This window comes from Sediminibacterium sp. FW305-C-61 (assembly GCF_058231065.1).
Genome location: NZ_JBIQXR010000002.1, coordinates 568,684 through 594,217, shown reverse-complemented (window position 1 = coordinate 594,217; position 25,534 = coordinate 568,684). Strand labels below are relative to the sequence as shown.

Annotated in this window: 24 protein-coding genes; 1 reads left to right on the top strand and 23 read right to left on the bottom strand. The window is 36.6% G+C overall.

Going from position 1 to position 25,534, the window contains the following annotated elements; genetic code table 11:
* Positions 1-2 precede the first annotated feature (2 nt).
* From ACH30E_RS07815 to ACH30E_RS07765, 11 genes are all read right to left on the bottom strand, one after another.
* Positions 3-509, bottom strand: coding sequence for a hypothetical protein (locus ACH30E_RS07815; protein ID WP_490824360.1), 507 nt, complete (start codon positions 507-509; stop codon positions 3-5).
* 131 nt (positions 510-640) lie between these two features.
* Positions 641-1,300 (bottom strand): DUF6088 family protein, encoded by a 660-nt coding sequence (locus ACH30E_RS07810; RefSeq protein WP_490824359.1) that lies wholly within the window; start codon positions 1,298-1,300, stop codon positions 641-643.
* Positions 1,301-1,432: 132 nt separating this feature from the next.
* Positions 1,433-1,876, bottom strand: a complete 444-nt coding sequence (locus ACH30E_RS07805; RefSeq protein ID WP_294993838.1) for a hypothetical protein — start codon at positions 1,874-1,876, stop codon at positions 1,433-1,435.
* A gap of 1 nt (position 1,877) precedes the next feature.
* Positions 1,878-2,378, bottom strand: a complete 501-nt coding sequence (locus tag ACH30E_RS07800; protein ID WP_294993841.1) for a helix-turn-helix domain-containing protein — start codon at positions 2,376-2,378, stop codon at positions 1,878-1,880.
* Between the two features lie 34 nt (positions 2,379-2,412).
* Positions 2,413-2,784 carry a hypothetical protein gene (locus ACH30E_RS07795; protein ID WP_490824358.1) on the bottom strand — a complete coding sequence of 124 codons (372 nt, stop codon included), beginning with the start codon at positions 2,782-2,784 and terminating at the stop codon, positions 2,413-2,415.
* A gap of 344 nt (positions 2,785-3,128) precedes the next feature.
* The gene (locus ACH30E_RS07790) at positions 3,129-3,452 is read right to left on the bottom strand and encodes a helix-turn-helix domain-containing protein (RefSeq protein ID WP_490824357.1); all 324 of its coding nucleotides are present in this window, start codon (positions 3,450-3,452) and stop codon (positions 3,129-3,131) included.
* Positions 3,453-3,622: 170 nt separating this feature from the next.
* Positions 3,623-4,204: a Crp/Fnr family transcriptional regulator gene (locus ACH30E_RS07785; RefSeq protein WP_490824356.1), complete on the bottom strand. Its 582-nt coding sequence runs from the start codon at positions 4,202-4,204 to the stop codon at positions 3,623-3,625.
* Between the two features lie 152 nt (positions 4,205-4,356).
* Positions 4,357-5,031, bottom strand: coding sequence for a response regulator transcription factor (locus ACH30E_RS07780; protein WP_294993853.1), 675 nt, complete (start codon positions 5,029-5,031; stop codon positions 4,357-4,359).
* On the bottom strand, positions 5,015-5,788 hold the full coding sequence (locus ACH30E_RS07775) for a sensor histidine kinase (RefSeq protein ID WP_490824355.1): 774 nt from the start codon (positions 5,786-5,788) through the stop codon (positions 5,015-5,017). The genes ACH30E_RS07780 and ACH30E_RS07775 overlap by 17 nt, the downstream gene beginning before the upstream one ends.
* Positions 5,740-6,399 (bottom strand): hypothetical protein, encoded by a 660-nt coding sequence (locus ACH30E_RS07770; RefSeq protein ID WP_294993859.1) that lies wholly within the window; start codon positions 6,397-6,399, stop codon positions 5,740-5,742. Before ACH30E_RS07770 ends, ACH30E_RS07775 begins: the two co-directional genes overlap by 49 nt.
* Before the next feature lie 2 nt (positions 6,400-6,401).
* Positions 6,402-6,758 (bottom strand): hypothetical protein, encoded by a 357-nt coding sequence (locus ACH30E_RS07765; RefSeq protein ID WP_294993862.1) that lies wholly within the window; start codon positions 6,756-6,758, stop codon positions 6,402-6,404.
* 341 nt (positions 6,759-7,099) lie between these two features.
* On the opposite strand from ACH30E_RS07765, the gene ACH30E_RS07760 reads away from it, so the two are divergent.
* Entirely contained in the window at positions 7,100-7,468 is a 369-nt protein-coding gene (locus tag ACH30E_RS07760; RefSeq protein WP_294993865.1) for a hypothetical protein, read from the top strand.
* Between the two features lie 379 nt (positions 7,469-7,847).
* Here ACH30E_RS07760 and ACH30E_RS07755 read toward each other — a convergent pair whose 3' ends face one another.
* The 12 genes from ACH30E_RS07755 to ACH30E_RS07700 form a co-directional block, all read right to left on the bottom strand.
* Positions 7,848-9,134 carry a TlpA family protein disulfide reductase gene (locus ACH30E_RS07755; protein ID WP_294993868.1) on the bottom strand — a complete coding sequence of 429 codons (1,287 nt, stop codon included), beginning with the start codon at positions 9,132-9,134 and terminating at the stop codon, positions 7,848-7,850.
* Between the two features lie 20 nt (positions 9,135-9,154).
* Positions 9,155-10,525, bottom strand: a complete 1,371-nt coding sequence (locus ACH30E_RS07750; protein WP_294993871.1) for a RagB/SusD family nutrient uptake outer membrane protein — start codon at positions 10,523-10,525, stop codon at positions 9,155-9,157.
* Between the two features lie 12 nt (positions 10,526-10,537).
* Positions 10,538-13,780 (bottom strand): SusC/RagA family TonB-linked outer membrane protein, encoded by a 3,243-nt coding sequence (locus tag ACH30E_RS07745; protein WP_490824354.1) that lies wholly within the window; start codon positions 13,778-13,780, stop codon positions 10,538-10,540.
* 155 nt (positions 13,781-13,935) lie between these two features.
* Complete coding sequence (locus ACH30E_RS07740; protein WP_294993876.1) at positions 13,936-15,036, bottom strand: FecR family protein; 1,101 nt, start codon at positions 15,034-15,036, stop codon at positions 13,936-13,938.
* A gap of 73 nt (positions 15,037-15,109) precedes the next feature.
* Complete coding sequence (locus ACH30E_RS07735) at positions 15,110-15,691, bottom strand: RNA polymerase sigma factor (protein WP_490824353.1); 582 nt, start codon at positions 15,689-15,691, stop codon at positions 15,110-15,112.
* Positions 15,692-16,085: 394 nt separating this feature from the next.
* Positions 16,086-16,583 (bottom strand): hypothetical protein, encoded by a 498-nt coding sequence (locus ACH30E_RS07730; RefSeq protein ID WP_490824352.1) that lies wholly within the window; start codon positions 16,581-16,583, stop codon positions 16,086-16,088.
* A gap of 86 nt (positions 16,584-16,669) precedes the next feature.
* Positions 16,670-17,062, bottom strand: a complete 393-nt coding sequence (locus ACH30E_RS07725) for a hypothetical protein (protein WP_490824351.1) — start codon at positions 17,060-17,062, stop codon at positions 16,670-16,672.
* A 29-nt stretch (positions 17,063-17,091) separates the two neighbouring features.
* A complete protein-coding gene (locus ACH30E_RS07720; RefSeq protein WP_490824350.1) occupies positions 17,092-18,222 on the bottom strand; it encodes a cysteine desulfurase family protein in 1,131 nt (376 codons plus the stop codon).
* 450 nt (positions 18,223-18,672) lie between these two features.
* Positions 18,673-19,143: a protein-disulfide reductase DsbD domain-containing protein gene (locus tag ACH30E_RS07715; protein ID WP_490824349.1), complete on the bottom strand. Its 471-nt coding sequence runs from the start codon at positions 19,141-19,143 to the stop codon at positions 18,673-18,675.
* A gap of 194 nt (positions 19,144-19,337) precedes the next feature.
* Complete coding sequence (locus tag ACH30E_RS07710; protein ID WP_490824348.1) at positions 19,338-20,615, bottom strand: TlpA family protein disulfide reductase; 1,278 nt, start codon at positions 20,613-20,615, stop codon at positions 19,338-19,340.
* A 111-nt stretch (positions 20,616-20,726) separates the two neighbouring features.
* Complete coding sequence (locus ACH30E_RS07705; protein ID WP_490824347.1) at positions 20,727-22,091, bottom strand: RagB/SusD family nutrient uptake outer membrane protein; 1,365 nt, start codon at positions 22,089-22,091, stop codon at positions 20,727-20,729.
* 10 nt (positions 22,092-22,101) lie between these two features.
* Positions 22,102-25,443 (bottom strand): SusC/RagA family TonB-linked outer membrane protein, encoded by a 3,342-nt coding sequence (locus ACH30E_RS07700; protein WP_490824346.1) that lies wholly within the window; start codon positions 25,441-25,443, stop codon positions 22,102-22,104.
* Positions 25,444-25,534: the final 91 nt, after the last annotated feature.

The window sequence follows — 25,534 nt, the reverse complement described above, 5'->3', positions numbered from 1 at the left end:
AATCAATAGGCACTCAATCGGTAAGCGAGGCCAAGACCAAAACAGAAAGCATAGCTGCCCATCTGTTTTCGGAAAAAATATTTTTGCTGTCCAAAAAGACTCAGCCGAAAATGTTCAGTGATATTGCAGTCGAGATTGACTTCAGAAAGCAGTCCGTAGTTCATGCGTTCGCGAAAAGAAAGTTTTTGATAAAGCCAGGGCTCTTGTTGCACCTGCCAGGTCGCACCCGCCCCCAGTCTTAACCCAAACCAGGGTAAGGGATCTGCATTCCGGTTGCTGATATATTCTCCCAAGAGGTCAAGTCCGTAACAGGAATAGTTCAGTCGCTTGTAATGGGAACGTTGGTGAAACAGACCACCGGAAAAATTGATCCCACCATTGGTCCAGTGTTCATAGCGCAAAGCAATATGATCCGCCGGCCACAAACTCTTCCCCATTTGCAGGCTGATATTTTGCGCTTGCCCCTGGCTGTTGATGATGACTAAAAAGATCGCGATAATTGTTTTCATGATCAGTAGTTTAAATGCTGAAACTTGACAACACAAAACTACCTACACGTGAAAGGGGCTTAATTGACACTCGTCAACAGGAAGAAAAATATAAAATGACTTTGATCACTGAAATCATTTTTATCAGGTCATTATGATTTAGAGAGAGTTTCATTTTTCAATTCAATCCGTTTAATTGTTGAAAGAAGCAAACGGGTGATCCATACAGGAGCAAAAACTGCATCCTGTCTTACAATATAAGATGGAACAAGATTTAATATTTTGACGAGATGCTCCTTAAGTTTTTTATTTTTTTTAATATAGTCACCAATCTCAATAAGGGCTTGAATAATTAGATAAACCATTGGATCTTTTGCACCCATGTATTTAGGATTTCGATGCTTTAATGTGATGAAACCTTTTCCAATTTTTATTTGCCTGGATGGCCCACTCGTAAGGTACACAATACGCATAGGTACTTGCGTTGAAAATCCAAGTCTATTGAGAGCATCTGCGCCGGTAGGTCTAATCATGATTTGATCTCGCTGAGCAATTTTTTTAACAATATCATCAATCGAAGGAACTAGAGGGCCAATCAATTCATCTATAATCGGCAAATAATATATGCCTCTGCTAATACGTCGTATCTCCTGTCGTTTAACTAATAAAGATAGTCCGCGTTGAATTTTAGAAAGTTCACCCAAATGCAAAAAATCATCCGCGAAGAAGACCTCTCCTTTGTTATGTTGGATAGCTTCTCGAAGTAAATTAATAAACCCTTTTTCAGCTTGCATAACAACAAAACTATTCATTCAAAGAGATCATAGAAAAATAAAGCATTGCAGTTTCTGAGATTTTAACAAGCATAGTGTTAACATCAAACAAAAAAACCTGTATGCACAGGTTTTTATATAATTAAATACGTCCACTAATAAACAGTTACTTTATTTTTCCAAATGCAATGCGGAAGGATCAATAATAGGAAGAATTGCATTATGCAGAAAAGTGCCTTTAAAAGTAGAGAACATAACCCCTCGTGTAGTAGAAATCGAAACTGAATTCAGCGTATCGGACAATGTTTTAGGTACAGACCATTTACCATCAGGATTTAACTTAATCACGTCTGGGAAATTGATAATTTCATAGATACAACTTACGTCCAATGCACCGACAGGCTCTTTGCTTTCACTGCAACTGATCCGGATCTTTACAATGACAAATATCAATTTTTGAACCGAGTCAATTTGGTTTTCAACAGCTAGCTCATAAGTGAAATTCGTGAGTTGCGTATTCACCTGTGGAGGGTAATGCAAACTGCCTCGCAATAATTCAATGCCCTTAAATGAAAAAGTAGCTTCTTCTAAAGTAATATTTTGTTCGTTGTCCATATTAGAATCGGGAATGTTCTCTATTGTAACAATAAGAAGTGATCATCAAGTTCTTATTAATCGCATTTTCATATCCTTCAATGTCACATAATTCTCCGCCGATAGACCTTGTCAGATATTGTATAGCAGGACGATCCATCTCAACCTTTATTGTTACATGCATCCTGCCAACAATTTGTATCTGCATCGGAGCAAATAACTCAGAAACAGGAATTTGCATAATGAATGCAATCTCAGATAAAGTATCGAGCGTAAAATTTTGTGTACCACTAAGCCACTTGGTTACCTCAGAAGGGTTCTTGTTCAGTTTTTGTGCCAGTTCACTTTTGCCCCATCCCCTTGCAATAATTAAATCATCAATTCTGGCGGCAACTGTCATCCTTGTGTTGGTCTGAAACTGGCTGACTGGAGTGATCTTGGCAAGAAGGTCACCAAGAATCTTACTGCTGTGCTTGCTGACTGCTCTCTCTTTGGTCATGTTGTCTTGTAGTTTGGTTTTCATATATCACGAGCCTTTATTCAAGGCTATCCTAAAATTAATTGCCTTCCTCTTCTTCTGCACTATCAGCAGAATCATTGTTGAAGGCTAAGTCACCCAGGAGTTTAGCTCCATCGGACGACCAGGAAAGTTCCCCGTTAGAAATACGGGTAATAATACTGGCAGATAAGTCGATCATTTCCCTTGCTTCCATTTCCAGTTTAGGGTCATCCTGCCAGGCTCTTACCTCTTTGGGACCGCCACCACCCAAAATAATGGCTACCGATCCATAACGGATACAGTATAGCCTGAGATGGCTGTCAGGATCATCATATAACGCACAAACCCCGTCCCCGGGTATTCCTTCGTCATGTTTAAAGAACTTTTCCCTTGCTCCGGTTGAACTTCCTATTTCACGTAAACGTTTCAAAATTGATTGCACCTCGTCCGGGTATTTTTCCGCATTTTCACTAAGAAAATAATCAAATAAGCTCGTTTCATCACCATCCAGAAGGACAGTGTAAACGGTGGCCATTGTTCCCGAAAGCGCTGCTAGTTCGACGATTTGATATTTCACTTATACATAAAATAGAGTACAAAAATAGGACCATATCTCCGAACTATTTCACTTTTAAGTAAAATTTCGGGATAAATATAGGGGAATTGAATACTAATTTCCAAAAATCTCGGTAAAAGAATGGATGATCGGCAAATTGAAATGCCATAAACCACTTGAACCATGATCATAATTGGTATGCCAGTCTCAATCTTCGATTATTCAGGACGAGGATCGCGGCTTCGATTTTTAGTAGTAAGCAGATCCAGGTCCTGCAGTCTGCGACCGAATTCATCATCAGCAGCCAATTTTAAAAAATCATCCTGCAAACCCAAAACGCGTAATGTATTAAAATAAGCCCCCAATGAAACACTGGCACTACCTTTCTCAATCTCATAAAGCGTCGATCGGTCAATCCCTGCCCTTTCAGATACCTGTACAGTGGTCAGGTGCCTGCGCTTTCGCGCCAGTTTGATATTTTCCCCCAGTTGGTCCAGTACACGCTGGTATTTCGGGAAAATCACCTGTTTTTTAGTTTTCATTTGTTGGTTATTATCTACAAATAGAACATTTTTGTAGACAATAACCAACATTTTATAAAAATCTCCGTGTCACCCACAAGATCAACTCTATAAATTGATCCTTGACAGACTTCCTCCAGAACCCTAAAACCACACCACCATATGATCCTGTGGATATATGAGTGGAATCCCTACCGCTTCCACCTGCTCACCGTCGCCCGATCCACCCCCAGATAATCCGCAATCATATACTGCTTGATGCGTTTATCTTTCAGCATCCAACCGCAAAGTGCAGGAAGCCTGGAAAGTCTTTCTTTAGCCGATTCAGCTTGTAGCAGGTAGTGTTGTTCCAGTTGCGCAGATTGCAACTCTGTAATCTTGCGCAAATGCGTATGAAAGACAGGAAATTTGTCAGCTACCGCCTCCGCCTCTACCCTACTGATTTTGCGGATCACTGTTTCGTCAAGAGCGACAATAGAAAGTCGGGATGGAGCAAGCGCATGAAAACTACTGGTAGCGCAGGTAATTTCACCGGTACGCAGAAAACAGATAATACGCTCCTGCCCACCGGATATATCATAGCAGCACTTCACAAGTCCTTTTTCAATAAAAGCCATCCAGTCGCAAGGATCACCGGTCCTGAGCAGCGGAACATTCTTCCGGAAACTAAACCGATGACATCGCCCGACCAGCGCAGCCCGGATCTCGTCAGAAAGCGGGTGCAGCGTAGAGAGATATTGAAAAAATTCATCCATCAGCAGTTTTATTTTCACGTTACAAAAAAGGGACGGGCCAACTAAATGCCCGTCCCACCCTAAACCAACTGCGTCTTATGGGGGGAATAAGACGATATGAAAATACATTTAAAACTGTCTTGGCAGATGGCGGCTCTTGCAGAAACACTGGCGGCATTCCCGCAATATTCCTATACACCGCTATCGTCTAAAATTACGAGCTTATTTCGAATGGCATAGACTACAATCCCGGCCCTGGTTTTGACACCCATTTTCTCTTTGATCTTTGCCTTATACCTTTCTACTGTTCTGTCACCTAAGCAGAGTTCAGCAGCAATATCCTTCATAATCATGTCCTTCACGATCAGGGAGATGATTTTCTTTTCGCTGCTGTTGAATAGTTCTTCATACTTCTGTGGCTTACCGATATGACTGGCCTGTATCATGCGCAAGATCCGCTGAGAAGTCGAGTCGCAATAATGAGGTACACCATCAAGAGAGGATTCAAGCGCGGTGAAAATGACCTCCTTTGGCATGGATTTGTTCACGTAGCTGAACGCACCCGCCTCCAGCGCATTTAAAATCAAATGATCACTATCAAAATTCGTCAGCACCACACAGAGCATATCCGGAGCAAAAACCCTGATCTGCTGAATCGCCTCAATACCATTGACACCTGGCATACTAATATCCGTCAGCACCACATCCGGCCGGTTCGCCCGGACACTGTTCACCAACTGCTGCCCATTCCGCACCGTATCAACAACCTCATAATCCGGATGATTGTCAAACACGCGCAGCATGCCTTCAATAAATACTTCATGATCATCCGCCAAAACGATCTTTATTTTACCAGTTCTTTGCATGGATAAGTTGTCGATAAGGTATAGTAATAAAATAATGCGTACCGTTGCCGCCGCTCGATTCAACAATCATAATCCCATGCAACATGTCAATCCTGGACTGAATATTCTTAAGCCCTGAATGATGTTTTTGTTGCAAGCAACGCTCATAATCAAACCCGGTTCCGTCATCTCTGATTTCCAGGATAAGACGAGAATGATCCAGGACAATCCCAATATCAATTACCGAAGCCTTTGAATGCTTGATTGAGTTGCTGACAATTTCCTGTATCACCCTGAATAGCACCATCGCTTTTTGTTTGTCCATCGCTTCAATACCTGCAACGGGTAAATAGTTAACCTGGATCCGGTTAACCGAATTAATACGTTCTACAAAACTTTCAATCGCAGCATTCAGTCCTTCTGTTTCAAGTTCCCTCGGCAACAGGTTCAGCGCAATCTCACGAAGTCGCAGAATGGAAGCACCGATCTGTTCAGTAGAGGACACCAACAACAGATTACTCCGGTCCTTTTCAGCAAGCGCAGCAAAAGAAAACTGCAGCCCGGTCAGTAATGAACCCAGATCATCATGCAGATCCCTGGCTATCCTCGCCTTATCAGCTTCAATTAGGCATTCATCCTGAAACAATTTATCTCTTAACTGTTTGCGCTTCTTCCGGAGATGGTAGAAGATGGAAAGGGCAAATACACTAAACAGGACAGAAATAACAGTCAGCCCTGCGAGGAAAGAATAGAATAAGTCGGTTTGTGTCGGTGGCATATAAAAGCTACAGTGATCATTAAATTAGTCAGGATATTGAGTCCATTATCAATCACCCATAACCTGATAAAATAGGATGGTTCCAGGTGGGTGGTGTATAATTGAAAAGACTCGATAAAAGCACGATAGATATAATGAAACAGAAAAGCCAGGCTAATAAGGATATCTGATAAGATAACCGAGCCGGCTCTGTTCAACAGTGTGGAAACCAGTTGGTCGTTACAGACACTCACCAGTAGAACATAACAAACCAGTCTTGACATGGAATTATTGGAAAACAGTGAATGAACAATAAGATTATCACCCACCCAAACCAGTACACCAGCAGAAAGAATCAATAAATGAAAACGACTGCTTCTATGTGATGGCCACTTTTTGAATAAGAAGCCAAATAAAACAAACTCTAACAACAGGTATATATTCCCGTTCAATGTATTTTGACCATAGACTTTAATAGTGATATAACTGATTAGATCACTTAAAGCGCCTATGATTAACAACACCACTAAAAATGGATATTTTTTGGAGATACCTGTCCACTTCCAGCCAACTGCTGAAAGTGGAATAAGTATCGAAAAAGAGGAAAGATGACAAAATTCAAAAGCTGTCATAGTTAAGGTATTAAGGGCGACTCAGGCGGGCAGGTGTGCGGACACTTATAAGAGTTTTCAAGCACAAGTGCCTCGCCCTCCTCGCCTAGGTTATTAGGTTCAATTTTGCTGACAGGAGGCAGTATATCATATCCGGCAGCATCAACCGCAACCAGCACTGCACATACATCTCCGTTTTCTTTTTTCCCGTAATAAATACGGAATTGAGTTGCTCCTTCCACAGCAAGCATGGCAAGCACAGATGCTTTTTCAAATGTCTCGCAGATGGGCATATCAGCAGGTCGATCTGCCTGGAAATGTGAGGTTAACTGAATCGCTTCAGTTAGCGAAATCGAATGTTGAATGAAATTGTTTTGCATAGTATTTGTTTTAGGTTACAATACTATGCTGAGAACTTACCGTGACTGTGGCGGCGTTTACAGAATCATTGGCGGCTTTCCCGCATTGTTGAATTGCATCCGGGTAATTTAATCAATCCTTTTGCTAATAAGCCGTGAAGGATTCTTAAATAAGTATCCATAGAAACTGGAAGACAATTATTCATTGAGTAGAGTTCCAACAGGGTTATCTGCCCTTTTGCTTCGTAAATTTTGAAATTATCTTGATGCATGATTGGAAATATCAGCAAAGATAAATCAAATATTCTAAAAGGTCTATTTACAATACCACTTATTATGATTTATGGATGTTGTTTTATCATATGATTTCAGAACAAGATGTGATAAAACTCAAAACAGCTATCGTACTAAACGAAATGCTGAAAGAGGCACAATCTGTTGGAAACAAAAATGCTCGAATAAATGATAGAAAGATTGAAATCGTAAATTCCTTTGGCAAACTTTCTGCCGAAACAGGAATTACAAAATCTAATTTACTGTCAATGTTTTCTGGAAAGACAGGTACTAAAATTACAAGTTTATTGCCTGTACTTTCAGCATTTAATAGAAGTATAATTGATTTTGCAAAACGGTATGAAAAAATTACAGATTCAGACATTCAAAAATTCAAAGAGCTCCGTAGTCCAAATGCGCCAACAAATAAGAACACTAAAAGGAAAGCAATAAAATAAATTTTTATCGAAATCGAATGGCGGATTTAGATAAAAAGGTATCTGCCGGGCTAGTAAATTGACATATTGTAAAAGAGACTTACTAAGCAACGAAAGTTATACCTGCTAACACTAATTGCGTAGACAAAACTGAATTCATTAATCTTAACCTCGGCTTTATTAAACTAATCCAGCAGTTTCAATATCTCCACTTTGATCTGGACTAAACATCTCTTTATACTGGCATTTTGTAATCTTTCTCCTATAGTTACTATATAAAAAAGAATCGAAATATTATCGCTTAGATGTTTTACATTTAATTATCGTTTCTTAGATGCTTATTAGATTTTTAATGAAAAGGAAATACAATATTTCCAACTTAAAAGAAAGACTTTGCAATTTAATCGTTAGCAATTTGTTTAAGTTCCAATACTATTGCCGTCATCAGCCTTTTACCTTTCTCGATTATTAAACCAAACTTTTCAAGTTCTTTTGAAACATCTTGCAAATTCGACATATCAGCTTCAATGTGAAGCTGGATATTATGATTTATTCCTGACTCATTAAAAATGGGTATATCCTCTCGATTATATTGACGTAGAATATCAAGAAGTTTTGAAACTGGTTGATTTTTGAAAATCAATCCGAAGTTATCTTTTCGAATTACATTATCCTTATCCGTAGCGTGTACGAGTTTATTTTTATCAGTTACTTTTAGAATCCAACATGGAGCATTAATTTCAATTAACTTAGATTGATATCCAGTTAAGTTTTCAAGATCCCGTTTTAAATTTTTTTGTATAAATTCATTCGTAAAACTTGTGGCAGTATTAAAGATGCTATATTGATAGCGTTTTTTAGAGTTTTCAAATATTTTGATCCCATTAAGACTATCTTTAATCATTATAAATGGGAAATATTTTTCATACTTTTCGGTTTTGTATCCCCAATTAGTCTCTCCATAATAAGCATAGTTGTACAAATCAAATAATGTAACTCCTATAGCTTGAAATTTATCTGAATACTTTGAATCCGATATTGTTCGGGGTATGAAAAAAGGATCTCCTTCTTTCCATTCTGCCAGTAATGTTCTATTTAATATTTTAAATACCCCATGAGTAGAATCAGTACTAAAAATCAGTTTATCAGGATAAAACGTGTTTATTGTTTCCTTTGTATTTAAGACAAAATCATTTCCGCGTATGAAGTTTTGAATATTAGTTTCTGTAACTTCATCAGGTCCCGTTGTTGCGACTATGATACCATCCTTATTAATCCATATATAGTATGGAACCATTTGGATACCCAAATTAGAAAATATAGTAGAGTCGAAAACAGTTGTCAAATCGAGAGAATACTTATTTGCAACACGTTTATATATTGAACGGATATTTTCATCTTCTTTCCCAATTAGAATAAATTCAAAATTGTTTTCAAATTTTCTTTGGAGAGAATCAATTTTAGGCATGGACCGAAAACAAACTATACAAGTAGATGAGAAAAAATCCACAATAATGTTTTTACCTCTTAATGCCGGTATCGTGAATGTTTCGTTTTGTTCATTTTCAATTTTAAAATTGGTATAGTCATTATACAACTTACCTATAGATACATTTGTTTTAGGTTGAGCATCAGAATAAATACCAAGTATTAACGAAAGGAAAAAAATAGTTAAGCTAAATTTCATAAGTAGTGTTAAATTACTTTTTAATATCCAGGATTTTGAGTTAAACTAGCATTTCGTAATATCTCTTGTAATGGGATTGGGTACAATTGATCTGTTGTCGCCCAATTACTGCCTTTCACAGAAGTCATAACTTGATTTATTGAATTACTTCTTTTCAGATTCAACCATCTATCCCCCAATTCAGCAAACAATTCCAAATAGCGCTCTTTATTTACTTGATTAAGCAGATCTGTCAATGTGGTTGGGACAAGAGGAATCAATCCTGCGCGTAGCCTTATTGCATTTAAGTCTTGATACGCTCCTAACAGATTAGATTGTCTACCTCTAGCTTCTGATCGAATTAAGTACATTTCACTTAATCTGAAAATCATGGTATATTCAACAACAGATGTCGCATTTTGCCCAATCTTATACTTAAATGGAAAATAATATCGCTGAGAACCAATTGTAATAGAATTTATCCAAGAATTCACTCTTTTATCGGAATTCTCAAACTCATTAACTATGCTAGGCCTCAAAGAAACAGAGCTGGGAGAGCTTGTTAGTATAAGATCAAACCCTATTCTTGAATTTCTCAAAGGTGCTGTTACCATTAATTGCCAAATAGCTTCTTTACTATTTTTTAAATACACTGAATTTAAATCTGTCAATAATGAATATGTGCTCGATTTTGAAATAATTTTTGTTGCCGTTTCTTCTGCTTTACTATAATCCCCGATATATAAATATACTTTTGCCAATAAAGCATTTACAGCTGAAAGATTAGGTCTTACTCTTTCTGTTGATATGGCATTATTCCCATTTAGATAATCATCATTTAAATAAATTGATGCGTCAGTTAAATCTCCAATTATAAATTCATATACTTTATTTATTGAAGAGCGACTAATCGTAGAATTCACTCTATAGTCCGTACTGTTTGCAATCGGCACTTCAGCAAATAGATTAACTAAATAGAAATGACAAAATGCACGAATAAATTTAGCTTCGGAAGTGAGTTTTTCTTTAACGACACTCCGGACGTTTCTTGATTTTTGCAAAGCCTCAATCACTGCATTTGCCTGGTATATAAATTTATAAGAGTCTGACCAAAATCTAGATGTGATAGCATTCTCAGATGTTAAATTATTAAAAGCGAGATCCATTGCCCCCGATGTATTATTATAATTTATGAATTCATCTGAAGATAGCCCAGTTAATTGCACTATACTTGAAATATAGCCATCATTCTCCATTTGAGAATAAATGGCTACAAGAGCCCCTGTAGCTGTAGCATCATTTTCAAATACAGAAGATCCAACAAGCTGTGTATTTGGGTTATCAATTTCAAGAATTTTTGAACAAGAAGTAAAAGCTAAAAATATAAATGATAATAGTTTGATACTTTTCATACAAGAACGATTTTAAAATGAAGCATTAATACCAATTGTAAATGATCGTATTGGGGGTAAAAAAGATCGAGTCTCTGGGTCCAATCCTTCGTACTTAGAAATTGTAAGTAAATTTTGGATTTGGAAATAAACCCCCAAGTCAGATATGTATTTTCTTTTATCCGCTTTGGAAAGAATTGTATATTCTAAATTTATATTTCGTAATCTAATAAATGAGCCATCAGTAAACGCTGCGTTACTCTGTCTAAATGCTGTAAAAGCGTTATTTGAAGCCGTATTAGAATTAGCAAATTTTTGAATATCAGTTAAATCACCGGGTACCCTCCACCTGTTTAATACTAATCGAGGTTGATTCATTAATAAACCTGGTCTGGAAAAACGTGAAAGATAATTTTGAACATATGGCTGTTTAGTAAACTGCATAAGAAATGAAAGTGAGAGATCTCCGAATTCTAATCTATTTTCCCAACCACCAAATAGAGTTTGACTTGTATTAACAATAACTTGTTGATCATTAGGAGCAGTAATGCGACCATCACCATCATAATCAAAGAATCTATGATTCCCCGAATTAGGATCCACACCTAACCATTGATACCTTTTCTCTATAAATAACGGTTGGCCAATCACATATTGATTTGCATAGCTTGATTTTTCAAGTCCATCAAATTTTATCAGCTTATTGTTTGGGATTGTAATATTAAAAGTACTATTCCATTTAACCTTATCTGTTTTGATAACATCACTATTTAATTCGATTTCCAAACCAGTATTTTGTATTCTTGCAGGGAGGTTTTGTAAAACACTATTGAATCCGGTTAATGCCGGTAGTCCATACTCCAATAGTTGATTTCTTGTTTCGTTTCGATAATAGTTAATGTTTATTAAAATACGATTGTTTAGGAACCCTGTTTCTAATCCGAACTCTAGTTTATTGACCTTTTCCCAATTAAATCTACTATTAAATAATTGAGTAGGAGATAATGTTGTAACTCCTTGATAAGAAAAAGTGTATGGTGAATAAAGATCCAAAAATCGATAATCGCCGATCTGATCATTACCCGTTACGCCAGTTGAAAATCTTAATTTGCCAAAACTCAACAATCTAGAATTTTTGAATAGATTTTCATTACTAAAAATCCAACCTAGTCCAATTGAACCAAAATTTGCATACCGATTAGCTAAACCATACCTGCTTGACCCATCTCTTCGGGCCGTTATTGTGGCTAAATATTTTTTATTATAATTATAATTTAATCTCCCGAAGATTCCAAAGTATTTATATTTTGAGTCACTCTCACTATTAATTAATATACTTGATGCTGCTCTTAAACTATATAATAAGTCATCACTCGTATAACCAAGACCTACTGCATACAATGAACTTTGACGAGTACTTTGTAAAGTAGACCCTACAAGAGCCTCAAAACTTGACTTCTCATAATTTTTCTTATAATTTAGCTGAGGTTCGAAGATCAGGGTAGAAATCTGCCTATCCCCAAATCCCGCGCTACCGTTGGCGGAAAGTGCAGGATCAAAAGACTTCTTGGGATTTAGTAGATTTTCTTGTGTACTAATTTTTGTATAACCTGTATTAAAAGAAAAATCTAATCCCTTAGTAATATTATAAGAAAAATTTAGATTAGAGATCGAATTCTCTGTTTTGGAATTGAGCTGACTATAAATTGCTGCAAAAGGGTTTGACCAAGTCGAATTCTCCCAATTTAAACTCCCATCAGGGAGGTATATTGCTGGGGCATTTGGAGAAAGAGTTATACTACTGGAAAAATCCTGCTGAGGCAAATTGTTCTTAGTAAATACAAAGGCTGTATTAAGAAAAATTCTCAACCTATTATTTAATGATTTATGAGAAAAGTTTAAACTACTTGAAAATTTTGATTGCCCAAATTCACCGGGGAATACTGTTGATTCATTTCTATAACTATTTGAAAACATAAATTGTGTAAGCTCGCTGCCTCCTGAAACACTAACATTAACATCAGTAGTATGTGATGTATTTCCTATAAGAATACGCTGCCAATCTGTATATCGAGTAGTATCCCATAACAATAAATCTCTAGCATTAGAAACCGTAGGAACAGTTCCATCATTTAAAAACGCTTCCTTACGCATTGAAATATATTCTTGCGTATTAAGCAAGTTCATTTTTCTAGATACTTGCCCAATCGATTTATACATTCTAAAGTTTGTAATCAATCGACCTTGTTTCCCTCGCTTTGTAGTAATTAAGATGACACCATTTGCACCTCTTGATCCGTAGATTGCGGTAGCGTCAGCATCCTTTAGTACTTCAATACTTTCAATATCAGCCATACTCAAATTATTAAAAGGGCTTGATGCTATCCCTCCCCCACCTCCAAATGAGCCACTTAAAGTCGTAGAAGGGAAAGGAACACCATCAACAATGTAAAGAGGTTCATTCCCATTCGCAATACTGTTTCTACCTCGTAATCGAACGCTAATTAAGGATCCCGGAACTCCTGAATTTTGAATTATTTGAAGACCTGGAATTTTTCCGGCTAATACACTGATGGGATCAGATACAGGCTGCTTATTTAAATCGTCTGATTTTATGCGTGAAACGCTACCAGTAGAATACCTTTTTGTAGTTTTCCCATAAGCGATGACAATTTTTTCGTCTAAAGAATTTATTGCAATTCTTAACCTTACAAAAAGTTCCTTTTGTCCAACATATCTGATTGTTTCTGTTACATAACCAATACTTGAAATAATCAATACGTCCCCACTTTCTATAGATTTTAAACTAAAATATCCTCTTTCATTTGTATTTACTCCAATAGAATTTTTACCCTTTACTGTAATAGATGCATTAACCGGATTATCTTCTTCATCAACGATCCTTCCATTTAATTCTATCTCATTTTCGATCACCTTTTGATATAAAGAATCAATGGTAGAAATTGCAAGTCGTTTAGTCTTAACTCTCTCCTTGATTGTTATAATCTTACCTATAATCTCATAATCCAAATCCTGGTTTTTAAAGATTTGATACAATGCTTCCCTTAGGTTAGCATTGTATACATACACTGAAACAGGCTTAGATTTCAATTTTATTAATTCTTTTTGGTACACTAAATCAAAGCCACTTTGTTTTTTGATGGTTTGCAATACTTTCTCAAGTGTCGCATTTTTTTCTTTGAGTGTGACCTGTGCAAAGGACTCTGCCATGGATTGCAGAGCAAAAAGAAAGAGTAAAATGGCTGTTAATTTCATACGCAACAGCGTTTTAGGGATAGGGTACGGCATTAATTTGCCGAAAGCAGCAAAATGCATAGCTTTGGTTTGTGGGTTAACAAATAGGTCTTTGCGGACATTATTAAAAGTGAACCTGCATCCCCGCTTCGGTTACGACCCGGAGCGGTTTTGTTTTATTGAGGTCGCACGATTAGTTTTTTATGGGCAGCATCAATACTGCAGTTCAAACCATTCAGTTCCAGCACTTTCACCAGTTCATTTAAGGTGGCTGAACGTGATACTTCAAAATAGAAGCTTTGCTGTCCCAGATCACCCTTCATTTCAATTTCGACATCATACCACCTGCTGATGGCACGAAGTATCCCATCGATGGCAACATCATGGTAAACCATGCGTCCATTCTTCCAGGCCAATACTTCATCCAGATCAGCATTCGTTAATTGACCGGATTGATGTTGCTGACCGGGACGCAGGATCAATGGTCCCACTTTCACCTTACCCTCAGCCAATGTTGTCCTTACTGCACCTTCATCCGAATAGGCATTGATATTAAAATGGGTTCCCAATACTTCTATTTGATCAGTACTTGTTTTTACAATAAAAGGCTGCTGGGTATTTTTTGTTACTTCAAAATAGGCCTCCCCTTCTAATTCAACGGTACGGGTTGATCCCGTGAACGCAGTGGGATAACGCAGTTGAGAAGCAGAATTGATCCACACATGTGTACCATCAGGAAGGATCACCTGGAACTGACCACCCCTTGGTGTTTTCAAGGTATTATAGGCGACTGCATTTGCTTCCTGGTAGGTAGCTACCCCATTCTGAATAGTAGCATTACCAATTTGTACATTCCCCTTCCCATCTAAGACCATTTCTTTTCCATCACCGGTAATAAGTATCGCTTTATTGCTGCCGGGCGCGATGATAGTCTGCTGGACAAGACTATGCTGCGTTGGCTGATCTGGATGAATAAGCCAAATGGTTCCCACTGCCATCAATGCTATAACACAGGCGGCAGCCACATAACGCCACCAGAGCCTTCGAACCGGAGCTTGTTGTTGAAGAGACAGGATCGCATCCAGAATTTCTCTCGAACTCTCTTCATTTAGATCTATGAGTTCATGGGAATCAAGTTCAACCTGATCCGCCAAATGTTGTAACTGCTCAGTATGATTGGCATCATTCACCAGGGCGTAAAACTCCGCTGTCTCCAATGGAGTAAGGGATTGGGCGAGATGCCCCTTAAACAATTGTTCCAATCTGAATGATGCCATATGATAGATGACTTCAACGGATGAAAAAAAGAGTAGTTAACAGAAAAAAAATATAAGAACAGCCTGAAATTCCTTATGCATACAGGATCAATAACAGGATAGCCAGGTCACTTTGATGGGTCAGAAATGCACGAACAGACCTCGCTGCCAGTTTTAAATGGACACCTACGGTTGCAGGGCTGATACCCAACATTGCTGCTATCTGATCCTTTTTCATCCCTTCCAGAAAAGACAGTTCAAAAACTTTTTGTTGTTGAGGGGTAAGTCTGGAAATGGCTTTCTGCAAAAGTTGATCGGTGCTTTGGCCATTGCTGTTGGCTGATTGCCATGCTACAGGTTGCCAATCGAAATAGCCTTTTTTGCCCGCTGCATCCTTAGCCAGCCTTTTTAGTTCTGTAAGGCTTCGGTTTTTTGTAACCGTGCGCATCCAGGCATCGATATCCTGCACTTCGGTTAATTTCTCCCGGTATTTCCAAACCCGCACAAAAACATCCTGCACGATTTCTTCGGCAAGGGATTCTTCATGTGTAAATTTCAGTGCGATGCTATACACATAAGACTTGTAATGATAGAAAAAAAGCTCAAATGCAAGGTGTTCACCGGCAGCAACCTGGTGGATCAGGTCCAATGATATGGGAGAATGCACTTGATACATGGGGTTACTCAAAAGACTGTTTGCAAACTAAAAAAGCTGCACATGTCCAGCCGCCAAATTAGGGAAATCAAATTAATTGATGAAAGTTACTTACGATAAACCTAAGAAGCCGCATAGGAATATAGACCAAAAATGAGCGGGGTATGAAAATACCCCGCTTGGCAGGAGAAACTGCCCTGGCTGAGACTTGTAATCCCATGCACCCGGTGCTTACTCAAGAGCAACACAACTGTTATTGTAGTTCTTGCAGATGCATGTTTGATTCAAGAAAGTTAAAATAATATCAGTGAGCAGTTATCAATTCATCAGCAATAAGCTTACGATACACTTGATCAGGAATAATCAGTTGATCTTTTTCACGCCTGAACAATTGATGCCTGCATAACTGCTTATCTCAATAGCTAAAAGTACCAGCAATGGGGAATAATTCTTGGCTTGTTTTTATCCATGAAAAATATTGCGCCTTACTTCTCTTTATAAATTCAATATCCTTTAAAAATATTCTTCGATATTGCCAATGGGATTTTACAATCATACAATCTGCTCTTAAATATTCAGTTGACCTTTCTAATCTTTCAAACAACCGTTCGATTTTTTCACTTTTAAAAGGTTCTTTTAAATGAAAAGGAATCTGACGATCCAATGAATCAGTATATCGTTCCAAAAATTTACTCAACAGTAAAAAACGCTGATCATTGGGGAAACAATCCAACAAATTAAAATCCCATCGCTTCACATGAATCCAAACCCATGTATAAGCATATAATTTCGCATGCTCATATACCTCCTCCTGATTAGTTAGTTCATGCACCTGAAAACCTTTTGCACTTAAGTATTTCGCTAGCAAATTTGATTGTTCTCGATGATCATGAATGATTAAGCAATAGTTCATATTAGTGATTAAAAATCTTCTAAAAAACCGGACATCGTAGAAACGGATCCGGGTGTGCATGGTAATGCATACAAATGAGAAAATCCTTAATTCCACACATGGATAGCATTGGATAAAACCATCCGTTGGGTTGCGGCTGTTATACTCCAACAACAGCCCACATGTTTAAACGCTGTTTGCCAATTCTGGTATGCAGCCAATCGGTAATAAGGTTGCATCACTTCAATAGTTAGCAGGTTCTCCCCTTCCATTTTTCGTAATTCATGTTCGAAATAGACCAGGTAGTAAAGGATTCGATCACGAACAAAACAAAAAACGCTTTTATCTTCAAAATAAGCCCATCCAACTGTTATTTCCAGGATCAATAGCGCGTTGGCTGTTTCAATCACCAGCCTTTGCATGGCTGTTAGCTGCTCCAATCTATCCTGCCGGTGATCAGATGCAAGATTGACCAATTCACCCTCTAGTGATTGTAACATAGCAATGATCATGTCGTCAGTCCTGGTCGTCAAAATAGGCTGTCGTTTAATTGATAATCAATCAGGTTTAACACCCGGTAAATCTGGTTAGCTGTATTGAACCGGGAAAAGGAAAACCGGATATTGATTCTGTCTTCAGCCTGGATAGCCGAAATAACACTGGAGGGTGTACCACCGGCACAGGCAGGCCCACTTCCAACAGATACACCTGCTAAATCCAACTCAAGTAATAAACGGCGGGATCGCTCATTTTCTTCAAAACCAATATTTAGTATCGTAGGCAGCCCTTCTCCATTTTTCATTCCGTTTACCCTAACTCCGATTTTTTCAAGCCCATTCCTTAATTGGTCTTTTAGTTGTTGTATCAGTTTTAAAGCGGATTCATGATGCTCCATTGCAAGTTGAAATGCTTTGCCCATACCTACAATACTGGCTACACATTCGGTTCCGGCTCTTAATCCATGCTCCTGACTCCCTCCTGTCTGTTGAACATGCAATCCCAGGTCCTTTTTGACCCACAGGAATCCAGCCCCTTTTGGTCCATGAAATTTATGTGCCGAAGCAGTCAACATATCTATACTCGTATCAGAAAGATCAAAAGGATAGCAAGCGATGCTTTGAACCGTATCCGTATGAAAATAGGCCTGGTATTGTTTGCACAGTTTCCCGACTATATTCAGGTCAAGCATGGATCCGATCTCATTGTTTCCATGCATCAGGGACACAAGTACAATTTCATTTTTTGATCCTTGCAACAATTTTTCTAAATGGTCATAATCTGGCACGCCTTCCTTAGTGATATCCACCATCTGTAAGGTAAAAAAGCCTTGGTTAGACAACGCTTTGAGTGTTCTTGAAACACTTGCATGTTCAATGGGTGAACTGAAAACAGTGGCAACCCTTTTTGCCATGACAAATCCACGCAACGCAAGATTATTGGCCTCGGTACCACCAGAGGTGAAAATAAGCTGCGAAGGATCTGTACTTAAGCGGACTCCGATCTGTTTACGTGCGTTTTCTATGGCAAGTCTTGCGTTTCGACCCTCTGCATATCGAGCAGAAGGATTACCGAATTCCTCTATAAAGTAAGGCACCATTGCTTCCAATACCTCAGAGCAGATGGGAGTAGTAGCAGCATTGTCTAAATAGATTCTTTTCATGTAAACAATCTTTTCAACCTTTGGACGTAGATAGTATAAAAACCGGGTAAGTAAAAACAAACCCGGTCGTGCATTCTCCAAAAAAATACACATGAGAAAACTTTTCAGTTCATTGTCTTAGCATATAATGAAATCTTGTATTGCGGAAAGTATAACCCCAGCCTATACCTTAAATTATCCTCCATAAAAGGCGATAATTTTTCAAACCAGGCCCTAACCTTTAAATGCGTATCAATAAAGGCATAATCAGTTATAATTTCTACTTTAGTCGCCTTTAGGTTAATTAACACCTGTATAACTTGGTTCAGTTCACTGGATGATACTTCTATTGCATCTAAATCAATACAATAATTATATATTGATTTAGGCTCACCCTGAATTGTATCAATCCGTGTACTTCTACACCCTTGCATCGCTATTATACAGCAGACAATCAAAGCGATTATTTGCTTATTGTAGAGCAATGGAAAAATTCTCTTTTGCAGGGGATAAACATTTTCCATTTGTACAAAGCATATACTCCACCGTACCAGTGATATTGGTTTTGAATTTCTGTTTAGCATTAAAACGTACTAACTGTGAGAATTCAACACTATCTTCATAGTATTCAACATCAAAATCAAACACCTCTTCAAAGTGCTTAATCTTTTTCCCTTTTTCTATGACTTTACCCTCTAACCTGATCAGCGGATTAGAGTTAAATGTGATCTTAGTAGGTGTAGGGCCATCTTCATGACTTACTTGAGAGTAAATATGCCATGACTTTGCAATTGCTGCCTTTATTGAAACTGAGTATACGCCATCTTTTATAGTGTATGATTTAAAGTGCCAGTTAATTATTTGTCCTAACCCAAAATTGGCAATAAGAAATACCGCAATCAGCAAGAAATAAGTCTTTTTATTTTGATCAAATCGTTTCATAATTAATTATTTAACATAGTATAGACTTTCCCAATTAAAATAATGGGTAGTCAATTTGTAATTAAAAATCGAAAATCTGTTAGAAAATAGCTATACCCCTTATCAAGAAAACGAAACCTGTGAAATGACCCTATGCTATTTCAAATAAATTAACATAGAAAATATTAATCTGGTAATAATACATATAGGAACAATTATTTAATTACAATAAACTCAGCCAATTGTCTCCTTTTATCAACCCTAAGATCGAATTTTACTAAAAATTGGTTTAGCTCTTCTAGGCTATTTACATTACCAGGTAACTTAAATTTAGGATTTGTTGTATTCGAAGTCCCATCAAAAAAAGGATATCCGAACTTTTGTGTTAAGTAGATTAAATCCAAAATAAAATCTCTCATCTGTTGGCGATTTTCATACTTAAACTCGGGATTATAATCTTCACTAATTTTCGATTGGCTTTTAGTTAAATTGCTATCGTTTGAGTTTATATAAACATTAGATAAGACTAAGCATTCTTCAATTTTCTTTTCAATTGAAATTGAATAATCGAAAAAACGCATAAGGTCTAATTGCATCATTTTATAAATACTCCGTGGATTGTCTTGATTTAAATAGATCTCATAACAGTATAAATTTTTATCTCTCCATGAATCAAACTTTTGAATAGAACTAGGCGATTCAAGAAGCTTTGCTCTATCTGATGCTAACAGAACTCTATGATTCTTCAATAATCGAAAGAGATTTGGATTAACACCATATATTTCCTTATTGTAAGCTAATTGAAGAAGTGAAAGTATGGACGCATTCAATACTTTAATTTGTTGAGGTTCTTCGCTCTTTTGAGAAGGCAATACTTCAATTCGATAAGTATTAAGGACATTATGAAGACCTTTTGTTATCACAGAATAAGTCTCTGTATATTCTTTCAATTTAGTTGTAGCTTCATTAATAAAAGGTTGCTTATAGTCTAGTTCCTCAATACGTGTTTGATATGCAAAATCTAATGAAACTCCATTTAGAAATTTGCTTATAGCTTCTTCATTTGTGTTATATCCTCCTGCTATATATCGAATAACTCTTGAGGAATCAATCCAAATATGAAGAGGATCTCCTGAATGAGGAAACAAAATATCATAAACAATTGTGTCAGCAACTACAATTGGCAAATTTGGCGGCAACTTTTTGATTCTTCGAAAAAGAGAGGTTACTTCAGCCTTAGAATTCTTTGTTACAAGAATAATTTTAATAGAGCTAGAATATTTTTGTTGAATAGAATCCAATTTATACATTCCTGAAATACAACCAGCACAATGGATATCCCATAAATCAATAATAATAGCTTTTTCTTTTATTGATTTAATATCGAGATTAAATATGGAATCACCTTGTGTAACTTTAAATGAATAATTCTTGAATGTATCTCCGATTTTTAATTGGCTTACTTTTTTTTGTCCTAAAATATTATAAGACAAAAATATTAGTATTAAGAAAAATATAATCTTATTCAAAACTTGATAGATTTAAATATATGAAGTAGCAATAACTACTCAATTGAGTTTTAACTTATTATCCGTACTAAATCGTTAATACCCTGGATTCTGAACTAATGCTGTATTTAGATTTAATTGGGTTGTTGGAATTGGCCAAAGCATATCCGTTATCTGCCAAGTCGCTGGCTTAAGTGTCGCCAAAACTGTATTACTACGATTTGTTCTGTTCAAATCAAACCAGCGATGTCCCCATTCAGCAAAATATTCGACTTGTCGTTCCTTTTCAATTGCTAATAAAATTGATCCCTTATCAGTTGCATTAGTATTGTTTAATCCTGCTCTTCGACGGATAATGTTTAGATCTGCTTGGGATCCAGCTATGTCATTTAACTGAATCTTAGCTTCTGCTCTGATTAGGTATTGTTCAGCAAGTCTCAAATAAACATAATATTCGCTAATTGCTTGATTGGATTGCACCTTGTATTTATATGGATAGTATATTACTTGACCTGAAAATATTCTAGACTGGATCCAATTTACTCTTCTTAAATCCCCAGTTTCAAATGAATTCAATAATGTATTTGTAATCAAATAAGTTGGTAAAGCAGAATTGGAAGTAGGAATTATAGTACTACCTTCCCAAGTATTTATATTGCTAGCCCCTGGTTGAAGTTGGAATATAGTCTCAGAACTCCCCTTCAAGAAGACAGAATTTAAATTTGTAGACAGAGAATACACCCCAGAATTTATTACCTTCGTAGAAAGTTCATTTGCTTTATTCCAGTCTCCCAAGTATAAATACACTCTTGCTAACAAAGCACTTGCTACCAAACTATTAGGCCTTACTTTTTCCGCAGTAGGATAATCATTAGTCAATTGCATTTCTGCATCAATAAGATCTTTCACAATTTGATCATAAACCTTTGATTTAGGATCCCGAGCTTTTATTGCGTTATCCAAATAAGAAGTTGTTGTAATTAGCGGGACGTCTCCGAACAAATTAGCTAAATAAAAATAACAATATGCTCGTATGAATTTAGCCTCCCCTATTAGACGACTTTTCATACTCGCTGTTAGAGTTTGTGATTTATTTAAGCCCTCTATGCAGGCATTAGCTGCATAGATATATCGATAAGCAGGATTCCAAAAAACGATCGCAATTAAATCATGATTTGAGAAACCAATCTCATTTTTTAAAAATTCTTGCTTAAGATCATTAGTATAATAATATAGTTCATCTGCAGACAACCCTGCATATAAAGTAGTATTGCTAGAAGTAAATTGATTGTTTAGCATCATTTGTATGTAAATTCCAATCACAGCTCTAGTTGCAGTTGCATCATTCTCAAATACTTTGTAATTCATAATTTGAGTTGGGGATGGAGATACATCAACAAATTTTTTACACGATCCCAGTATAATGGACAAAATAAAATAAAGTATGATATTTTTTTTCATGTCTTTCAAATTAAAAGTTAATATTAAATCCGAATGTAAAGACTGACATTGGAGGTAGCGCTTGAATATTTTGATTTTCCGGGTCAGCCCCAACATATTTTGTACTTGTAAAAATGTTTTGCCCCTGAAGAAATAATTGACAAGAATTGAATCCTACTTTTTTAGTCATACGCTCAGGTAAAGAGAAATAAAGTGCAATATTTTTGAGTCGTATAAATGATGCATCTGTTAATGCAGCACTCGAAATATAAGTTCGTGAAGCTGCATCTGAAGCAGGAGTCCCAAATGATTGTGTAAATTTTTGATACTCAGAAATATCTCCAGGTTTTTGCCATCTATTCAAAACTGCTACAGGTTGATTGGCAAATCCCCCTGGGGTGTTAGAATTTCCCAAAATAGCATGACGACCTATTTGTTTTCTAAATTCGAACAAGAAACTTAACTCCATATTCTTATATCGAATTATATTGTTTAATCCTCCGTAAAAATCAGGATCAGTAGTTCCTTGATAGGCATAATCGCTAGTGTTCAAAATACCATCCTTATTTTTATCGTCGAATTGATAAATTCCTGATTGTGGATCTACACCTTGGTAGGCATACCCAATCAATAAGTTTAAGGGCTTGCCTAATATGTAACGATTTGAATAACTTGAACTTGACAACCCTGAAAATTCAATAAGGCTATTTCTCTGAATTGTTAAATTCAAAGACGTTTTCCACGAAAAAACCTTGCTCAGAATATTACTCGTACTTAAAAGAATTTCTACACCTTTATTTTGAATAACCCCTGGTATATTGTTGATAATACTATTAAAACCAGTTTGATCAGGCAAACTAAAAGAAACTAACTGATTTTTACTTCTATGTCTATAAAAATCAATAGATAGAGTAAAGCGATCCTGACTAATTCCAATATCAAAACCAAGATTAATTTTATTTATTTCTTCCCATCCATACTTTTCATTGAACAGTCTAGTGGGTCGCAGGCCTAACTGTGTTTGATATGAATTAAGCGTATTTGTCCATGTATCAAAATATTGGTAATCTCCTATTCTATCATTTCCAGTAGACCCAATGCTAAATCTAATTTTCCCTGTGCTGAATGATTGATTTTTATTGAAAAGGAAGTTTTCTTTTGCGAAAACCCAAGCAATTCCAAGCGCCCCGAAATTTGCTAGACGGTTAGCAGGTCCAAATCTCGAAGATGCGTCTCTTCTTGCTACAAAATTGAATAAATATTTATCATCCCAGTTAATATTTATTCTTGAAAACAAGGATGAGAATTTATACTGAGAATAATCATTTTGAACATTGATAGTTCCAGCCCCGACAATAGAATTGATTTGTGCATCATTAGTATATCCAGACCCTATTAAATATACTACATTATCAATTTTTTGCTGATAGGTATTCCCTATTAAAAATTGAAATTTTCCTCGATCTAAAAAAGAACTACTATAATCTATTTGGGGTTCAATATTCCAAATTTTCGAAGAACTATAATTGAAGCTAGCTGAGCCTCTAGGATTAAATATTGGATCTTGAGATGCAATCGGCCTATTGCTGGATTGATTAAAATAAACTGAATTAAAATTGAAATTTGACTTTACAGTAATTTTATTTGATAGTTTATATAATAATTGCCCATTTGCAATAAACCTATCTGATGTTGCTATATATTTTTGTTGTAAGATTGAAAACGGGTTACCATAAGAAAATCCGCCTTCACTCCATTGAAGCCTACCAAGCGAATCGTATGGCTTATACATATTGGGGGGAAGAAGTCCAATAAATGGAGTCATATCTTGACTTGGTAAGCGGTTCTTATCAAAAGTATAAAGTGCTGAAAGTATCGCTGAAAACTTATTATTATTAGAAGTATTGGTCACATTAAAACTAAGAGACCCTCTAGAATAATTCTGATTTTCGGGTAGTACAGTACCTTCTTTGTAATATCCTGTATTTAAAGAGTAATTAATATTTTTAGTCCCCCCAGTTATACCTAATTGAAAATTTGTCACGAAAGCTGGACCTTTAATTATTTCCTTTTTCCAGTCTGTATTTCTTGTAGTATCCCAGAGAAATAAATCTGGAGCCAACGTCGAATTGGGAATTACTCCATCATTTTTGAAAGCCTCTCTTCGCATTTCTATATATTGCTTAGTATTCAAATTGTCCATTGTTCGTGTAGGCTTATTTAATCCAACAGTATAGCTCAAGTTAACAGCCATTTTTCCAGCTCTTGATTTTTTTGTCGTAATTAAAATAACTCCATTTGCACCTCTGCTTCCGTATATAGCGGTTGCATCAGCATCTTTTAATATTTCAATACTTTCAATATCTGATGGGTTTATTGTATTAAATGGATTTGTAGCACTGAGAGAAACACCTGCTTTATCTAAATTTTCAGAAGAAAATGGCACCCCATCTAAAATATATAGAGGTTCATTTCCTTGCTGTATTGAGTTTTGACCCCTTATACGAATAACTAAATTTGAACCAGGCAATCCATTTCTTTGGGTAATTAAAAGTCCTGGAACGCGTCCTTGAAGAGCGATGATTGGATTTGAAACAGGTTGTCGCTTAATATCATCAGAAGTAATTTTGGAAACACTACCCGTATTTAGTCTTTGCGAAGTAGAATAATATCCTTTATTAATAACAACAGGAACAAGGGTATTAATGACTGTTGTTAATGTAATTGTAGACAAATCAGATTTCCCATTTATACTAATTTCTCGAGTTTCAACATTTAGAGCACTAAAGATTAATATCGCATCTTTTTCAATATTCTTCAAAATAAAATACCCATCAGGATTAGTTAAACCACCTCTCTGTGTCCCTTTTACTTGAATCGTTACTTCCAATGGATCGCCCTTTTCATTGACTACCCTACCCTTCACATCAACTGTAATAGTCTCTTCTAGAATTCCGTTTCGTGGAAGCTCATTCTCTTCCTTTAATTGAATCGGGAAATCTTTTTTCTTAATAATGATGGAATTGTTCTTAATCGAATAAGTTAAACCCTGAGGCTTCAGGGTTTCATCCAATACCCTCGAAAGGGGCTCTCCTTGTACAGATATATTGACTTTTTTCGCTCCATTCATGATTGCTTGATCTGCGAAAAATTCGTAACCTGTCTGTTTTCGGATTTCGGTAAAAAGCTGGACGAGTGAAATTCCCTTTTCTTTCAAAGTAATCTTTTGGGAATAGGATGTTGCACTCACAGTTAAAGAGGCAGCAAGAAGGAATAAAATAGTCAGCTTCATTGCTTTAAGGATTGGGGTTCGGAAAAAGAGAAAAACTGCTGTTGGTGAATGCATGTCTTTCCCGTTTGGGATCAAAGTCATAGCTTTGCATTAGTTTGGGTTAAACAATATCGAGTCTTGTCGGACTTTTTGATTGACCTGAATTGTTGCCGGGAGTGTTCCACCACTTCCG

Coding starts and splice junctions, on each gene's coding strand:
- ACH30E_RS07765 (WP_294993862.1), bottom strand. CDS start 6,758: ATGCAAAACAATTTCATTCAACATTCGATTTCGCTAACTGAAGCGATT.
- ACH30E_RS07700 (WP_490824346.1), bottom strand. CDS start 25,443: ATGACTTTGATCCCAAACGGGAAAGACATGCATTCACCAACAGCAGTT.
- ACH30E_RS07750 (WP_294993871.1), bottom strand. CDS start 10,525: ATGAAAAGTATCAAACTATTATCATTTATATTTTTAGCTTTTACTTCT.
- ACH30E_RS07790 (WP_490824357.1), bottom strand. CDS start 3,452: ATGAAAACTAAAAAACAGGTGATTTTCCCGAAATACCAGCGTGTACTG.
- ACH30E_RS07720 (WP_490824350.1), bottom strand. CDS start 18,222: ATGAAAAGAATCTATTTAGACAATGCTGCTACTACTCCCATCTGCTCT.
- ACH30E_RS07715 (WP_490824349.1), bottom strand. CDS start 19,143: ATGAAACGATTTGATCAAAATAAAAAGACTTATTTCTTGCTGATTGCG.
- ACH30E_RS07760 (WP_294993865.1), top strand. CDS start 7,100: ATGATTTCAGAACAAGATGTGATAAAACTCAAAACAGCTATCGTACTA.
- ACH30E_RS07755 (WP_294993868.1), bottom strand. CDS start 9,134: ATGAAATTTAGCTTAACTATTTTTTTCCTTTCGTTAATACTTGGTATT.
- ACH30E_RS07815 (WP_490824360.1), bottom strand. CDS start 509: ATGAAAACAATTATCGCGATCTTTTTAGTCATCATCAACAGCCAGGGG.
- ACH30E_RS07705 (WP_490824347.1), bottom strand. CDS start 22,091: ATGAAAAAAAATATCATACTTTATTTTATTTTGTCCATTATACTGGGA.
- ACH30E_RS07735 (WP_490824353.1), bottom strand. CDS start 15,691: ATGTATCAAGTGCATTCTCCCATATCATTGGACCTGATCCACCAGGTT.
- ACH30E_RS07800 (WP_294993841.1), bottom strand. CDS start 2,378: ATGAAAACCAAACTACAAGACAACATGACCAAAGAGAGAGCAGTCAGC.
- ACH30E_RS07810 (WP_490824359.1), bottom strand. CDS start 1,300: ATGAATAGTTTTGTTGTTATGCAAGCTGAAAAAGGGTTTATTAATTTA.
- ACH30E_RS07770 (WP_294993859.1), bottom strand. CDS start 6,399: ATGACAGCTTTTGAATTTTGTCATCTTTCCTCTTTTTCGATACTTATT.
- ACH30E_RS07740 (WP_294993876.1), bottom strand. CDS start 15,036: ATGGCATCATTCAGATTGGAACAATTGTTTAAGGGGCATCTCGCCCAA.
- ACH30E_RS07775 (WP_490824355.1), bottom strand. CDS start 5,788: ATGCCACCGACACAAACCGACTTATTCTATTCTTTCCTCGCAGGGCTG.
- ACH30E_RS07730 (WP_490824352.1), bottom strand. CDS start 16,583: ATGAACTATTGCTTAATCATTCATGATCATCGAGAACAATCAAATTTG.
- ACH30E_RS07780 (WP_294993853.1), bottom strand. CDS start 5,031: ATGCAAAGAACTGGTAAAATAAAGATCGTTTTGGCGGATGATCATGAA.
- ACH30E_RS07725 (WP_490824351.1), bottom strand. CDS start 17,062: ATGTTACAATCACTAGAGGGTGAATTGGTCAATCTTGCATCTGATCAC.
- ACH30E_RS07805 (WP_294993838.1), bottom strand. CDS start 1,876: ATGGACAACGAACAAAATATTACTTTAGAAGAAGCTACTTTTTCATTT.
- ACH30E_RS07745 (WP_490824354.1), bottom strand. CDS start 13,780: ATGAAATTAACAGCCATTTTACTCTTTCTTTTTGCTCTGCAATCCATG.